The organism is Arthrobacter senegalensis, from assembly GCF_059091765.1.
Genome location: NZ_JBNHGZ010000004.1, coordinates 146,467 through 161,141, shown reverse-complemented (window position 1 = coordinate 161,141; position 14,675 = coordinate 146,467). Strand labels below are relative to the sequence as shown.

The following is a 14,675-nucleotide window of genomic DNA, read 5'->3' as shown; positions in this document are numbered from 1 at the left end:
GATGACGTTCACCCAGCACGACCCTTCCCGCCGCATCCGGGCTTCCCGGGGCACCACCCTCACCGCCAAGAGCTGGCAGACCGAGGCTCCGCTCCGGATGCTGATGAACAACCTGGATCCCGAAGTGGCGGAACGCCCCGAGGACCTGGTGGTCTACGGCGGCACCGGCCGCGCCGCACGCTCCTGGGAAGCCTACGACGCGATCGTCAAGACGCTGGCGGAACTCGAAGACGACGAGACGCTGCTGGTCCAGTCCGGCAAGCCCGTGGGCGTGCTGCGCACCAACCCCTGGGCCCCGCGCGTGCTCCTCGCCAACTCGAACCTGGTGGGCGACTGGGCCAACTGGCCGGAATTCCGCCGCCTGGAGGCCGAAGGGCTGATGATGTACGGCCAGATGACGGCCGGGTCCTGGATCTACATCGGCACCCAGGGAATCCTGCAGGGCACCTTCGAGACCTTCGCCGCCGTCGGCGCCAAGCTGCACGAGGCCGGCAAGACCGCCTCTCCCACGCTGGCCGGAACGCTGACACTGACCGGCGGCTGCGGCGGCATGGGCGGAGCCCAGCCGCTGGCGGTCACCCTCAACGACGGCGCCTGCCTGATCGTGGACGTGGACGAGGCCCGGCTCCGCCGCCGCGTGGGCAAACGCTACCTGGACGAGGTGGAGACCGATTTGGACACCGCCGTCGCGAAGGCCATGAAGGCCAAGGAAGAAGGCCGCGGCTGGTCGGTGGGCTACGTGGGCAACGCGGCGGAGGTGTTCCCCGAGATCCTGCGCCGGCACCGGGCCGGCGAGATCACCGTGGACGTGGTCACCGACCAGACCTCGGCCCACGATCCGCTGTCGTACCTGCCGGAAGGCATTTCCGTGGCGGATTGGCAGCGCGAGGCCCAGGCCGATCCGGTCGGCTTCACCAAGAAGGCGCAGGCGTCCATGGCCCGGCACGTGCAGGCCATGGTCGAGTTCCAGGACGCCGGAGCCGAGGTGTTCGACTACGGCAACTCGATCCGCGACGAAGCGCGCAAGGGCGGCTACGAGCGCGCCTTCGAGTTCCCGGGCTTCGTCCCGGCCTACATCCGGCCGCTGTTCTGCGAGGGACTGGGCCCGTTCCGCTGGGTGGCGCTCTCCGGCGACCCGAAGGACATCGAGGTGACCGATGCCGCCCTGAAGGAACTGTTCCCGGAGAACGAGCACCTGCACCGGTGGCTGGATGCCGCGGCGGAGCGGGTGGAGTTCGAGGGGCTGCCGGCGCGCATCTGCTGGCTGGGCTACGGCGAGCGCCACCAGGCCGGGCTGCTCTTCAACCGGCTGGTGGCCGAGGGCAAGGTCTCGGCGCCGATCGTGATCGGCCGCGACCACCTGGACTCCGGCTCCGTCGCCTCGCCGTACCGGGAGACCGAGGCGATGGCCGACGGCTCGGACGCCATCGCGGACTGGCCGCTGTTGAACGCCTTAACCGCCGCGAGCTCCGGGGCCACCTGGGTGTCCATCCACCACGGCGGCGGCGTCGGCATCGGCCGCTCCATCCACGCCGGCCAGGTGTCGGTGGCGGACGGCACCGAGCTGGCGGCGCAGAAGCTGGAGCGGCTGCTGACCAACGATCCGGGGATGGGCGTGATCCGCCACGTGGACGCCGGCTACGACCGCGCCGTCGAGGTCGCGGCCGAACGGGGCGTCCACATCCCGATGGGCAAGTAGGCGCAGATGGAAACTGTGTCCTCCCTCCTGGAATCCATTGCCGACGTCGGCCGTGACGCGCAGCGCGGCGGGTATTCGCGGCCGGTCTATTCCAGCGCGGAACTGGGCCTGCGCGACTGGTTCATCGAACAGGCCCAACGCCGCGGGCTGGGCGTGGAGACGGACCGCAACGGCATCATCTGGGCGTGGTGGGGCGAGCCGCAGCCCGGCGCCCTGGTCACCGGCAGCCATCTGGATTCGGTTCCCGGCGGCGGCGCCTTCGACGGGCCGCTGGGCGTCGCCTCCGCGCTCGCCGCCGTGGACCTCCTCAAGGAGCGCGGCGTCGAGCCGAACCGGCCGCTGGCCGTCACGGTCTTCCCGGAAGAAGAAGGATCGCGGTTCGGTGTGGCCTGCCTGGGCTCGCGGCTGCTGGCCGGCGCCATCGATCCGGACAAGGCCCGAAACCTGCGCGACGAGAGCGGCGACACGTTCGCCGACGTCGCCCGGGCCAACGGGCTGGATCCTGCGCATCTGGGGCGCGACGAGGAGGCGCTGGCGCGGATCGGCGACTTCATCGAGCTGCATGTGGAACAGGGCCGCGGCCTGGGCGAGGACGGCCCGACCATCGCCGTCGGCAGTTCCATCCTGGGCCACGGGCGGTGGCGGATCAGCGTCACCGGCCAGGGCAACCACGCCGGCACCACGCTGATGGCCGACCGTGCCGACCCGATGGTCGCCGCGGCGCAGATCATCCTGGCCGTACAGCAGGCCGCGGCCAAGCAGCCCGACGCCCGCGCCACGGTCGGCCGCCTCCAGCCGGTGCCCGGCGGCACCAACGTGATCGCCTCGCGGGTGGACCTGTGGCTGGACGCCCGGCACCCGGACGACGCCGTCACCGCGCACCTGGTCGAGGCCATCCACGGCAAGGCCCAGAAGATCGCCGCCTTCGAGGGCTGCTCCGTCTCGCTGACGGAAGAGTCCTACAGCGGAACCGTGCACTTCGACTCCGCGTTGCAGCGCCAGCTGGAGAACGCCCTGCCCGGCGCGCCGGTGCTGGCCACCGGTGCCGGGCACGACGCCGGCGTGCTGGCCTCGCGGGTGCCGTCCGGCATGTTGTTCGTGAAAAACCCCTCCGGCATCTCGCACTCCCCGGAGGAATACGTGGAGCCCTGGGACGCTGACGCCGGCGCGGAAGCCTTGGCGGACGTGCTCGAGGCACTGCTGTGAGCGGCATCTGGTGCGAGCGCGCCTGGCTGGGCCCCGCCGGCGTGACCGAGGGAGTCCTGCTGGGCTGCGACGACGCCGGGACGATCACGCAGGTGGGCACGGCGCCCCGGCCCGACCCGGCTGGCGGCGTGCTGGTGCTCGACGGGGTGGTCTTTCCCGCCGCCGCCAACGCGCACTCGCACGCATTCCACCGGGTGCTGCGGGGCCGCACCCACGCCGGCCGGGGCGACTTCTGGACCTGGCGGGAGCAGATGTACCGCGCGGCCGGGACGCTGACCCCGGAGAACTACGAGCGCCTGGCGACGGCGGTGTTCGCGGAGATGGTGGCGGCCGGCTTCAGCAGCGTGGCGGAGTTCCACTACGTCCACCACCGCCCGGACGGCAGCTCGTACGGGTCCGCAAGCGCGGCCGGCGGGAGCCGCGGCGGGCACCGGTCAGGTCCGCCGGGCGATGATCCGGAGAGCCCTGGGTACGGCGGGCACGCGATGGAACTGGCGCTGTGCCGGGCCGCCGAGGCGGCGGGGATCCGGCTGACCCTGCTGGACACCTGCTACCTGGCCGGCGGCATCGGCGTCCCGCTGGCGCCGGAGCAACAGCGCTTCGGCGACGGCGACGTGCAGGCCTGGCTGGCCCGGCTCGACTCGCTGCGCCGCGTGGTTGCGGACCGGTTCGACCCGGCGCGGATCACGGTGGGCGCCGCCCTGCACTCGGTCCGCGGGGTGCCCGAGGCCGCGTTGCCGCTCATCGCCGAGCACCTGCCCGAGGGCCTGCCGCTGCACATCCATCTCTCCGAGCAGCCGGCCGAGAATGAGGCCTGCCTGGCCGCCTACGGGGTGACGCCGGCCGGCCTGCTGGCCCGGCACGGGCTGCTGTCGCCACGCCTGAGCGCCATCCACGCCACGCACCTGACCGCGGGGGACATCTCGCTGCTCGGGGAAGCCGGTGCCACCGTGGTGATGTGCCCGACCACGGAAGCCGATCTCGCCGACGGCATCGGCCCGGCCCGGGAGCTGGCGGACGCCGGCGCCCGGATCGCCGTCGGCACCGACCAGCACGCCGTCATCGACCCCTGGCTGGAGATGCGGGCGCTGGAACACGGCGAACGGCTGGCCAGCGGCCAGCGCGGCCGGTTTGCACCGGCCGAGCTGCTGGATTCGGTGTCCGCCGGAGCCGCCGCTGCCATGGGCACCCCGGTGGCCGGCATCGCCGTCGGAATGGCCTGCGACCTGATGGCCGTGAACCCCGGCAGCGTCCGCACGGTAGGCTCAAAGCCCGGGCAACTGCCGCTGAGCGCCAGCGCAGCGGACGTTTCCGCCGTCGTCGTTGCCGGTGACTTGCTGGCCGTCAACGGCCGCCACCGGCGCCTGGGTTGGCCGGCCGAGCTGCTGGCCGACGCCCTGAAGGAGTTTGAATGAGCACTGTCGTCACCAACATCGGCGAACTGCACACGCAGGACCCGGCCCGCGGCGCGGACTCCGTGCTGCACGACGCCGCGGTGATCATCGAGGGGGAGCGCATCTCCTGGCTCGGGCCCGCGGCGCAGGCCCCCGATGCCGACGAACAGTTCGACGCCGGCGGGCGGGCCGTGTTGCCGGGCTGGGTGGATTCGCACACGCACCTGGTCTTTGCCGGAGACCGCACCGCCGAGTTCGAGGCACGGATGGCCGGTCAGTCCTACCAGGCCGGCGGGATCGCCGTCACCACCGGCGCCACCCGCGAGGCCAGCGACTACGACCTCACGCGCCTGCTGCTGGCCCGGGTGGCGGAGGCGGCCGCCGGCGGCACCACCTACCTGGAGACCAAGACCGGCTACGGTTTGGACGTGGAGCAGGAGGCCCGCAGCGCCCGCATCGCGTCCACCGTGGCCGACGAGGTCACCTACCTCGGGGCACACCTGGTGCCTGCCGGCATCGACGCCGACGACTACACCGACCTGGTCTGCGGGGACATGCTCGCGGCGGTGAGGCCGTACGTGCAGTGGGCCGACGTGTTCTGCGAACGCGGGGCCTTCACCGAGGCCCAGTCGCGCCGCGTGCTGGCGGCTTGCCGCGACGCCGGCCTCGGACTGCGCGTGCACGGCAACCAGCTGGGTGAAGGTCCCGGCGTGCGGCTGGCCGTGGAATTCGGGGCAGCCAGCGTGGACCACGTCAACTATTTGAACGACGACGACGTCGCCGCGCTCGCCGGCAGCTGGGCCGGCTGGGACCGGGCCAGCGGCACGGGGGAGCGCGGCACCGTGGCAACCTGCCTGCCGGCCTGCGACCTGTCCACCCGCCAGCCGCTGGCGCCCGGCCGGCAACTGCTCGATGCCGGCGTGGAAATCGCCCTGGCGTCCAACTGCAACCCGGGGACCTCGTTCACGAGTTCCATGAACTTCTGCGTCACCACCGCCGTCCTGCAGATGGGACTCAGCGTGCACGAGGCGGTCCGGGCCGCCACCTATGGCGGGGCGCTGGCGCTCGGGCGGCATACCGGGGTCGATGCCGAGGGCCAGCGTGCCGTGGGTTCCCTCGCCGTCGGCCATCGGGCCGACCTGCACCTGCTCAACGCCCCGTCGGCCACGCACCTCGCCTACCGACCCGGCATGCCCCTGACCGCCGCGGTGTGGCGGGCGGGCGTGCGCTCGGCCGTGGGGGCCTAGGCTCGTGCGGCCCGCCCCGGGATCCTGCAGGCCGGGTCCGGCCCGCTCCGGATCCTGAAGGCCGGGAGCGGTCCTCAGCCGATATGTTCGTAGCGGTTGGGGTCTTTCACGTCATGGCAGTGGGCAAGGACCTCGACGGCACGCTCGGCGTCATGGTCCTTCAGTGCCTGGAGGATGCTGCGGTGATCGTGGATGACCTTGGCCTGGTGCTCCGGTCCCTGCCGGTACGTCAACGTGATCCGGTGCTGGATGGGATGGTTCCAGATGGAGGAGATCACGCCGCGCAGGTAGTCGTTGTCCGAGGGTTCGATCAGGGCCAGATGGAAGGCCCTGCCCAACCGGAAGAGTTCACCGCTGTCCTGCGGGTCGACGATTTCCGTCTCGTCCACGAGGCCGCTGAGCCGCACGAGCTGCTGCGGCGTGTAGGACCCGATGGCGTCCCGGACCGCGAGTGATTCCAGGGCATAGCGCACCTTGAAGACGTTCTCGATCTCACGCTCGTCGAGCTGGTTGACGATATAACCCTTGCCCGGGACGAGGGTGGTCAGGCCTTCCAACGTCAACTGGGTGAGCGCGTCCCGGACAGGGGTGCGGGAGACACCGTATTGCGCCGCCACGGACTCCTGGGCCAGGGCCGAACCCGCCTGGATGGTTCCGCTGATGATGTCGGCGCTCAGCTGCTCGTGGACCCGGACCGCCAGCGGCCTCACGTCATTCGGTATCGCAGCCACGATGGCCTCCTTTTGGGTTTCATTGAGTGCACTTTATAGTCCTGCCGCCGGGCAGGACATGGATTTCGAGGCAAAAAGCGGCGAAACGCGTAACTTGCCAACGTTTAGCTGAAAGTGCTTGACGTCACATTGCGGCGCTGAATACAGTGTATACACACGCGATGGAGGAGAACCTAAAATGTATGTGCTGAACACTTGGTACGTGGCGGCGTGGTCAACGGAGGTCACGCGCAAGCCCGTGCGGCGGGTCATCTGCGAGCAGCCGATCGTCCTGTTCCGAACCCAGGACAACGAAGCCATTGCCCTTGCGGACCGCTGCGCGCACCGCGCCTTTCCGCTCTCCGAAGGCCGGACCATCGGTGACTCGGTGGAGTGCGGCTATCACGGTTTCACCTACGGCCCGGACGGCATGTGCACCAAAGTGCCGGCCCAGTCGACCATCCCCGAGCGCGCGAAGGTGCGCAAATACCCGGTGGTGGAGCAGGACGGGTGGATCTGGGTGTGGACCGGCGATCCGGAACTGGCTGACCCGGCCGACGTCCCGGATACCCACTGGATGGTGGATCCCGAGTGGGCGACAGTCACCCATTCCTACCACTTCAAGTGCCGTGCCGACTTGATCCACGACAACCTGTTGGACCTGACCCATGAGTCCTTCCTGCACAAGACCACCGTGGGCGATGACTACATCTACGAGCACGGCATCACCGTTGAAGTCGAGGGTAATGTGGTCAGCGTCGACCGCCTGATGCCCTCGGTGGAAGCGCCGCCGCTCTACGCCGAAACAATGAATGCCCGCGGACTGTTCGACCGCTTCCACTGCACGGAGTTCTTCGTGCCGAACCTGCATGTTTTGCACTCCGGCATCACCGGCGAGGGCAAGCCGCGCGAAGAGGGCTTCCTAATCAAGGTGCTCAACGGCATCACGCCGATCGACCAGCACAATTCCTGGTACTACTACGCCTTCAGCCGTAACTTCGCCGTCGACAACGAGCAGGCGACCGAGGACCTCCGGGTAGGTTTGGCGACGGTCCTGGACGAGGACGCCTCGGCGCTGGAAGCCCAGGAAATCGGGATGCAGACCCGGCTCGAGGGCGAGTTCGATGTCCTCATAGCCCAGGACGGCGGGGTCGCGAAGGCGCGGCGTATCCTGGCCGCGCTGCTCAAAAAGGAGCAGCAGGCCAAGTCCGCGATGGGTTCGGCCGCCCGCCGGGAGCCGGTTGCTCCCGTGACGGCCTAGGCGCCGGCATGTGGATGCTGATCAGGGCAAACGCCCTCGGTGCGGAGACCTCGGCGGACTCGGGAGCCAAGATCCTGGCGGCATGCCCGGATTCCGCGGAGCGCGGCGACCCGTGGCGCTGGACGGTGGAACTGGATGAATCCGGCCCCGAGCCCGCCGTCGCACTCGAAGCCGATGAGAACTACATCGCTTCCGACAGCCGTCGCTACACCGGCAACTACACCGGCACGCTGCAGCGCGGGCCCGGCGAGCAGTTGATTGTGACCGGACTGGCCGGCGAGGCGCTGGTCGCCGCCGAGGACGGCCCGTGGGAACGCCGGTTGCGGGCCGGCGATGTGTTCATCGTCGAAGGAGAGGACGCGGAGACTATCCGGCTCTCGCTCGCGGCGGGAGAGTCTGCCGTCCAGGTCATCACCCTCGCCCCGCGAAAGGCCAAGGTGCTGCGATGGGTCCCTTGACGGCCACGGCCTGACCACCTGCAGCTTGCACCACGCAACGCACGGCCCGTGGATCGGCGGGACGGCGCGCTGGCCGTCCCGCGGCGGCCACGGTTTCATTCGGAGCCGCGTGCTGCGCCCTGCACCTGAAACTGAAGCACCGAGGCGCTGATCGACTCCTGATCAGTGCGGATATCCATAACCGGACAACGCCGTCCGGCCCATGAAAGGAAAGTCCATGCGTCATTCACGTCACCGTGCCGTCCGTGCCAATCTCCTCACCGGCACAGTGCTGCTGGCCGCGCTGTCCCTGGCCGCCTGCACGAACGCCTCCGGTTCGGCCGCGGGCTCCGCCGACACCGCCGCTCCGGCCGCCGCCGGCGCCGCAACGGGGTCCGTGGAGGTCAACGAGGCAGCCCGGGACCTGCTGCCGGAGGGGATCCTGGCCTCCGGGAAGCTGAAGGTCGCCTCCGACCCGACCTACGCCCCCTTCGAGTACTACGACACCGACAACCAGACGATGATCGGCTTTGACGTCGACTTCTCCGACGCCGTCGGCGCGGCCTTGGGACTGGAAGTGGAGCACGTTCCGGCAACCTTTGACACCATCCTGGGGGGCCTGGCCTCCGGGAAGTACGACATGGCCATGTCGGCCTTCTCGGTGACGCCCGAACGAGAGAAGATCGTCGACTTTGTGGAGTACCTCAACACCGGCACGGGCATCGCCGTTGCTCCCGGAAATCCGCTGGGCATCTCCATGGACCCCATGACCATGTGCGGGAAGAAGATCGGCGGCCAGAAGGGATCCATCCAGTCGATGGAGTACCTGCCGGAGTTCTCCAAGGCATGCACGGCCGCCGGCAAGGAAGCGATCAAGATCCAAAACTTCCCCGGGCAGACGGACGCCAACCTCGCGCTCACGTCCGGCCGCGTCGACGGGGTGATCGCCGACAGCATGCCGCTGGCCTTCCAGGGCAAGGAAGCCAAGGGGCAGTTCGAACTGGCCGAGGGCGAGGATTACGATCCCGCGCCCTTCGGCATTGCCCTGGCCAAGGACTCCGGCATGACGGAAGCCGTGACCGAGGCGGTGAAGGGCATCATCGCCGATGGCCACTACGAGGAAATCGGCGCCAAGTGGGACTTCCCGAAGACCGTGCTGATCTCGGCCGACGCGCTCGAGGCGAAGTAGCGAAAGAGGGAACCAGCTGATGACTGCCGTGACTGCCCGAAGCGAGCCGGTCGCCACACCGGTCGATGACTACACCATCGTCAAGGCCAAACACCCCGGCCGCTGGCTGGCTGCAGCCCTGATCTTCCTGATCGGCGGACTGCTGCTGCACTCCGTTTTCACCAACCCGAACTTCGGTTGGGACGTGGTGGCGATGTATCTGCGCGACATCTCCATCGGCCGGGGCATACTCGTCACGCTGGGACTTACCGCCATCAGCATGGCCATTGGCATCGTGCTCGGGGTGGTCCTGGCCGTCATGCGGCTGTCGGTCAATCCCGTGGTGCGCGGCGCTGCCTTCGCCTACGTGCACTTCTTCCGCGGCACTCCGGTGCTGGTGCAGCTGCTGTTCTGGTTCAACCTGGCCGCGCTTTACCCGGTCATTACCCTGGGCATCCCGGGGGTCCACCTGGATGCGAATCAGTTCATTACGCCGATGACGGCGGCGATCCTCGGCCTCGGCCTGAATCAGGGTGCCTACATGTCCGAGATTGTCCGGGCCGGCATCCTCTCCGTTGACCACGGACAGACCGAGGCCGCAGGAGCGCTGGGCATCACGAAGCTGCAGACAATGCGGCGCATCGTGCTGCCGCAGGCGATGCGCGTGATCATCCCGCCCACCGGGAATGAGACCATCGGCATGCTCAAGACCACCGCCCTGGTGAGCGTGATCTCGGTGCCGGAGCTGCTGTATTCGGCGCAGATCATCTACGCACGCACGTTCGAGACCATCCCGCTGCTCATTGTGGCCAGCCTTTGGTACCTGCTGATCACCTCCGTCCTCACCGTTGGCCAGTACTACCTGGAGCGGCGGTTCGCCCGCGGCAACCAGCGAAACCTGCCGCCGACGCCGTTCCAGCAGCTAAAGCGGTTTTTCGCGACCCATGACGCACTCTCCCTGAAAGGCGGCAAGAAATGACAGCAGCGAACGGTGCCGAACCGATGGTCAAGGCGAACGGGGTCTGCAAGAACTACGGCTCGAACCGTGTTCTGAAGGGGATTGACCTGCACGTCCAGCAGGGCGAGGTGGTGTGCCTCATCGGCCCCTCCGGATCCGGGAAGAGCACCTTCCTGCGGTGCATCAACCATCTGGAAGTCATCGACGGCGGCAGGATGTGGGTCAACGGGAAGATCGTCGGCTACGACCTCAAGGGCAACAGGCTCTACGAGCAAAGCCACAACGATATCTGCCACAGCCGTTCCGACGTCGGCATGGTGTTCCAGCAGTTCAACCTGTTTCCGCACATGACCGTCCTGCAAAACCTCATCGAGGCGCCGCGTCTGGTCCGGAAGGAGCGGAAGGCGACAGCGGTGGCCAGAGCGAAGTCGCTGCTGGAAAAAGTCGGCCTGAGCGAGAAGGCGGATGCGTATCCGCGCCAGCTTTCCGGCGGCCAGCAGCAGCGGGTGGCGATCGCCCGTGCCCTGTGCATGGAACCGAAGCTGATGTTGTTCGACGAGCCCACTTCCGCCTTGGATCCCGAATTGGTGGGAGAGGTCCTGAAGGTGATGAAGGACCTGGCCATGTCCGGCATGACGATGGTGGTGGTGACGCATGAAATGAATTTCGCCCGCGACGTCGCCGATCGCGTGGTCTTCATGGACGACGGCCATGTCGTGGAAGAGGGGCCCGCCCGGGACGTCATCACCAATCCGCAAAACGAACGAACCAGGGCCTTCCTAGCCTCCGTTCTCGCCGAACCGGCAGCAGCCTGATACCCCTGTGAGTGCCACCATGAATGAAGAATTTTTCGACGTCGAAGTCCGGTCGATCAGCCACGAGTCCAACTGCGTGGTCTCCCTCCAGTTGGAACATCCGCTGGGGGAGGAGCTGCCGGAGTGGGACGCGGGGGCGCATGTCGACGTGCTCCTGCCCAACGGCCTCCTGCGCCAGTACTCGCTGTGCTCCCGGCGGGCGGACCGCTCCGCCTGGCGGCTTGGCATACTGCGCGAGCCGGAGGGCCGCGGCGGCTCCGCCTACGTGCACGACATGCTCAGGCCCGGCACCAAGATCCAGGTCCGGGGACCGCGTAACAACTTCCTTCTGGCTCCCGCCGCCGGCTATGTGTTCATCGCCGGCGGCATCGGCATCACCCCGATTCTGCCGATGATCCGGGAAGCTGCCGAAGCCGGCGTGCCCTGGCGCCTGCTTTATCTGGGGCGAAGCCGTTCTTCGATGGCGTTCCTCGACGAAATCCAAGCGCTCGACGGCGACATCCATATCCACGCCGACGACGAAAGCGGCTTCTACCCGCTGGCCGGACTCTTGGACGAATTGCCGCCGGAAACACACGTTTACGCCTGCGGACCCGGACCCCTGCTCAACGTGATTCAATCGATCGCGGACGGTTGGGACAACCCCGGGCGTTTCCACTGTGAGCGCTTCACAGCCTCCGGGACGGCCGAGCCGCCGGCGGAGGCGGGGGACTCGGCCTTCACGGTCGAATTGGCCGACGGCACCGAGGTTCCGGTGGGACCCGGGGAATCGATTCTGCAGGCCCTCGAAGCGGTCGGGATCCACCCGCTGAATTCCTGCCGGGAGGGGATCTGCGGCACCTGCGAAACCCCCGTCCTGGGTGGTGAGATCGATCACCGTGACTCGCTGCTGTCCGACGACGAGCGCGAGGCCGGAGACACCATGATGATCTGCGTGTCGCGATGCAAGGGCCGGCGCCTGCTGCTGGACTTGTAGCAGCCAAGCGTTCCCGGCGCCGACGCGGGCCACGGGAGCAGCCGCGCACGGAACGGAAGCGCCTTAGGCCGATGACTCCCGCGGTTCTGTTGGCAAGATGGAGGCTATGGACAAGCAGAGGGTCGCCGCCGAGGGCACGCGGCGCACGGTCAGGTACTACCGGGCAGAGGTATTGATCGTCCTGGGACTCTCGCTCGGGCAGTCGGCGGTCTACGCCGTGGTGAACCTGCTGGAAAAAATGACCCGCGCTCCGCTGGCCTCGCAGACGACCACGCTGAACCCGGTGCTGAACGAGCGGGAGCTCTTCGACTTCGTGTACCAAATGCTGGGCATCGTCTTTGCGCTGGTACCGGTGGCCCTGGTGCTGTTCTTGATGACCGTTCCCGGCCGGTCGGCCTTCCGTGCGATCGGGTTCACGTTTTCCCGGCCGCGGCTGGACTTCGGCCTGGGCTTTTTGCTCGCGCTGGTGATCGGTGTCGGGACGCTGGGCGTCTATGCCGCCGGCCGGGCGCTGGGAATCACCACCGCCATTGTCCCGGCGGCCCTGGATGAATACTGGTGGACGGTTCCGGTGTTGGTCCTGTCCGCGCTGCGGCATGCGGTCCTCGAAGAGGTGGTCATGGTGGGCTACCTCTTCAACCGCTTCGCGAAGTTCGGCTGGGGCATCTGGTCCGCGATCTTCGTCAGCGCCGCCCTGCGCGGGACCTACCACCTCTACCAGGGCATCGGGCCGGGCATCGGGAACTTCCTCATGGGTTTGGTCTTCGGCTACGCCTATACAAAGGCCAAGCGGGTGATGCCGCTGGTGGTGGCGCACGCGCTGCTGGATATTGCCGGCTTCGTCGGTTACACGCTGCTGGGGCCGGCCATCGGCATCGGCACGTAGCGGGCACAAAAGAGTTGCCGGCCATCTATTGGAGCCTGGTACACGTGCTCCTGCTGTTTTCCAGAGCCGCAGCCCAAACCGGAGCAACGGCCCGCCCGCAAGTCAGGAGTGGTGCTGGGGAGAATTGGCCGCTACATGCCCCTCCACGAGTTGTTCCACCTATCCTGGGGAAGGCCCGCCATGGAAAGGGACCGGACGAGACCCAGTGGTGTGTCGGTACCGGTGGGCTGGAGCGCATCCCACATCCAGCGAACCATTCCCGCCCCCGTCGCCCGAATGCGGTCCTCCCGCCTCTTTTCCGCCTCCACTACGTCGGCGGGACTACGGCTCCGAAGGTACTCGTTTCGGGAGTATTTTCCTGCACCATCGAATTCGCCGGCAAGACGAAATTGTTCCCAGTAGAAGTCGACGATGCCGACACGAACTCCCTGCGAATCGAAGACAGGGTACTGCAGTAACGGCTCCGGGAAGTGGTTCAGGTACATCAGAGCCCGGGAGTACGATTCGCCCGGCGACTGCGAGGCGGGATCGGCGAAGGCGAGAACCCGTTTCACGCGGTTTGACTTTCCCGGTGGCAAAGAACCGGCCAGATCAAGAATCCGGGTGGCCTGCAGGGCGGGAAGGCCGAGGTGGCGGTCCACGCGAAGCGCATGGTCCATTGCGGGAACGGCCTCAGCGAAGGGACTATGCGCCGCCAAATCGACAACGGTTTGTGCCCGGGAAGTGATCAGGTAGCCGTTGCGGCTAACGAGGGGTTCCAAAAGTTCCCTGCGATGCCACCGGATTCCGCCACGGGACCGACCATGCGTGCCGTTGTAAGCCAACAAGTCCACGTCCAGAGAGCGGCCGATTACCGGAAGTCCCCACACCGCCGCCGCAGAGCGCTGGACAAGGACTCTGTCGGTGCGTCCGGTGCCGACGGCGGCCTCTATGTGCAGGCGCTGCTGCTCCCACCATGGCAACCGCGAGTATTCCCCGGCGGCCGCATACACGCCGCGCCGCAAGCGGACCAATTGTTCTTCCGCAGCTTGTCGGGCGACATCCCGGCGTCCTGGACCACACTTCTCCAGGTCCCTCACATAGATCAGTTTCACGTCCATACGGGACAGCCTCGGCGACCTCATGGCGGTCGGGCACGCGGGGAGGAGCTGTGTGGAAAAACGCTGCCCTGCAGGTCGATCTGGAGGGCTTGTGAACGCAAAAGCTCCGTTTCGGGCGTCTGCTCCTTCTATAACGCGGAGCGGACGCCCGAAACGGAGCGATGCCGGGAGAACTTAGAGTTCGACGATCCCGTTGGCGGTTTCAAAGCGGACGGACAGGATGCCCGGCGTACCGTTGGGTGCCGTCCAAGCGACCTTGACGTCGTCCAGCAGGCCGTCGACCGGCGTGCCCAGCCAGTCCGCCACCCGCTCGGAAGAGCCGGCGATGGTCAGGCCGATCAGCTTGACCGTGGCGGGGCGGGCGTTGGACGGGTGCAGCGGTTCGGTGCCGTCATCCCAGCGCAACATGTAGGGCACCTGCGGGTCGGCGATGAGGCCCTTGATCCCGATCTGCTGCCAGCTCAGTTCCTGCCCATCCGGGAACTTGCGGTTGCCGGGAACCGCGTGGCGGCCCAGCCGTTCTTCGAACGGGGTCAGGTCGTCGACCGCCACGCACCAGCCCATCCAGCCGCCGCCGGCTTCCGACCGCGCCCGCACGGCTTGGCCAAAGGGGGCCTTGTCGGAAGCGGGGTGGTCGAGCACCTCCACGACCTCCAGGTAATGGTGGTCGGTGAGGGGGAAGATCATATTGCGGGTGCCGAAGCGGGGGTGAACCCCGCCCTTGACGGCGTCGATGCCCAGGGCTTTGGAGATCCGCTCTGAGGTGGCAGCCAGACCGTCGGGTTCAGCGGCATAAGAAACATGGTCGAAGCGCATGG

14 protein-coding genes are annotated in these 14,675 nt (G+C 67.7%); 11 read left to right on the top strand and 3 right to left on the bottom strand.

Annotated elements, in window-relative coordinates:
* Window position 1: 1 nt before the first annotated feature.
* From hutU to hutI, 4 genes are read left to right on the top strand one after another with little or no spacing between them, the layout of a single operon-like run.
* Window positions 2-1,699 carry a urocanate hydratase gene (gene hutU / locus AC5RVG_RS13695; RefSeq protein WP_494014386.1) on the top strand — a complete coding sequence of 566 codons (1,698 nt, stop codon included), beginning with the start codon at window positions 2-4 and terminating at the stop codon, window positions 1,697-1,699.
* A 6-nt stretch (window positions 1,700-1,705) separates the two neighbouring features.
* Window positions 1,706-2,905, top strand: coding sequence for an allantoate amidohydrolase (locus AC5RVG_RS13690; protein WP_494014246.1), 1,200 nt, complete (start codon window positions 1,706-1,708; stop codon window positions 2,903-2,905).
* Window positions 2,902-4,320, top strand: coding sequence for an amidohydrolase family protein (locus tag AC5RVG_RS13685; protein ID WP_494014245.1), 1,419 nt, complete (start codon window positions 2,902-2,904; stop codon window positions 4,318-4,320). Before AC5RVG_RS13690 ends, AC5RVG_RS13685 begins: the two co-directional genes overlap by 4 nt.
* Window positions 4,317-5,546 carry an imidazolonepropionase gene (hutI, locus tag AC5RVG_RS13680; protein ID WP_494014244.1) on the top strand — a complete coding sequence of 410 codons (1,230 nt, stop codon included), beginning with the start codon at window positions 4,317-4,319 and terminating at the stop codon, window positions 5,544-5,546. Before AC5RVG_RS13685 ends, hutI begins: the two co-directional genes overlap by 4 nt.
* Before the next feature lie 74 nt (window positions 5,547-5,620).
* Here the strand turns inward: hutI and AC5RVG_RS13675 are convergent, their stop codons facing one another.
* Complete coding sequence (locus tag AC5RVG_RS13675) at window positions 5,621-6,277, bottom strand: GntR family transcriptional regulator (RefSeq protein WP_494014243.1); 657 nt, start codon at window positions 6,275-6,277, stop codon at window positions 5,621-5,623.
* 178 nt (window positions 6,278-6,455) lie between these two features.
* Between AC5RVG_RS13675 and AC5RVG_RS13670 the strand changes: the two genes are divergently transcribed.
* The 7 genes from AC5RVG_RS13670 (at window position 6,456) to AC5RVG_RS13640 (ending at window position 12,757) form a co-directional block, all read left to right on the top strand.
* Complete coding sequence (locus tag AC5RVG_RS13670; protein WP_494014242.1) at window positions 6,456-7,517, top strand: aromatic ring-hydroxylating dioxygenase subunit alpha; 1,062 nt, start codon at window positions 6,456-6,458, stop codon at window positions 7,515-7,517.
* Window positions 7,518-7,531: 14 nt separating this feature from the next.
* Window positions 7,532-7,975: a hypothetical protein gene (locus tag AC5RVG_RS13665; RefSeq protein ID WP_494014241.1), complete on the top strand. Its 444-nt coding sequence runs from the start codon at window positions 7,532-7,534 to the stop codon at window positions 7,973-7,975.
* A gap of 217 nt (window positions 7,976-8,192) precedes the next feature.
* Window positions 8,193-9,143 carry an ABC transporter substrate-binding protein gene (locus AC5RVG_RS13660; RefSeq protein ID WP_494014240.1) on the top strand — a complete coding sequence of 317 codons (951 nt, stop codon included), beginning with the start codon at window positions 8,193-8,195 and terminating at the stop codon, window positions 9,141-9,143.
* A 19-nt stretch (window positions 9,144-9,162) separates the two neighbouring features.
* Window positions 9,163-10,101, top strand: coding sequence for an amino acid ABC transporter permease (locus AC5RVG_RS13655; protein ID WP_494002493.1), 939 nt, complete (start codon window positions 9,163-9,165; stop codon window positions 10,099-10,101).
* The gene (locus AC5RVG_RS13650; protein WP_494002492.1) at window positions 10,098-10,895 is read left to right on the top strand and encodes an amino acid ABC transporter ATP-binding protein; all 798 of its coding nucleotides are present in this window, start codon (window positions 10,098-10,100) and stop codon (window positions 10,893-10,895) included. The genes AC5RVG_RS13655 and AC5RVG_RS13650 overlap by 4 nt, the downstream gene beginning before the upstream one ends.
* Window positions 10,896-10,914: 19 nt before the next feature.
* Entirely contained in the window at window positions 10,915-11,871 is a 957-nt protein-coding gene (locus AC5RVG_RS13645; protein ID WP_494014239.1) for a PDR/VanB family oxidoreductase, read from the top strand.
* Window positions 11,872-11,977: 106 nt separating this feature from the next.
* A complete protein-coding gene (locus AC5RVG_RS13640) occupies window positions 11,978-12,757 on the top strand; it encodes a CPBP family intramembrane glutamic endopeptidase (protein ID WP_494014238.1) in 780 nt (259 codons plus the stop codon).
* A gap of 131 nt (window positions 12,758-12,888) precedes the next feature.
* On the opposite strand, the gene AC5RVG_RS13635 is transcribed toward AC5RVG_RS13640, so the two are convergent.
* Together AC5RVG_RS13635 and AC5RVG_RS13630 are read right to left on the bottom strand one after the other, a co-directional pair.
* Window positions 12,889-13,857 carry a hypothetical protein gene (locus AC5RVG_RS13635; protein WP_494014237.1) on the bottom strand — a complete coding sequence of 323 codons (969 nt, stop codon included), beginning with the start codon at window positions 13,855-13,857 and terminating at the stop codon, window positions 12,889-12,891.
* A 174-nt stretch (window positions 13,858-14,031) separates the two neighbouring features.
* The gene (locus tag AC5RVG_RS13630) at window positions 14,032-14,673 is read right to left on the bottom strand and encodes a VOC family protein (protein WP_494002488.1); all 642 of its coding nucleotides are present in this window, start codon (window positions 14,671-14,673) and stop codon (window positions 14,032-14,034) included.
* Between the last annotated feature and the right edge of the window lie 2 nt (window positions 14,674-14,675).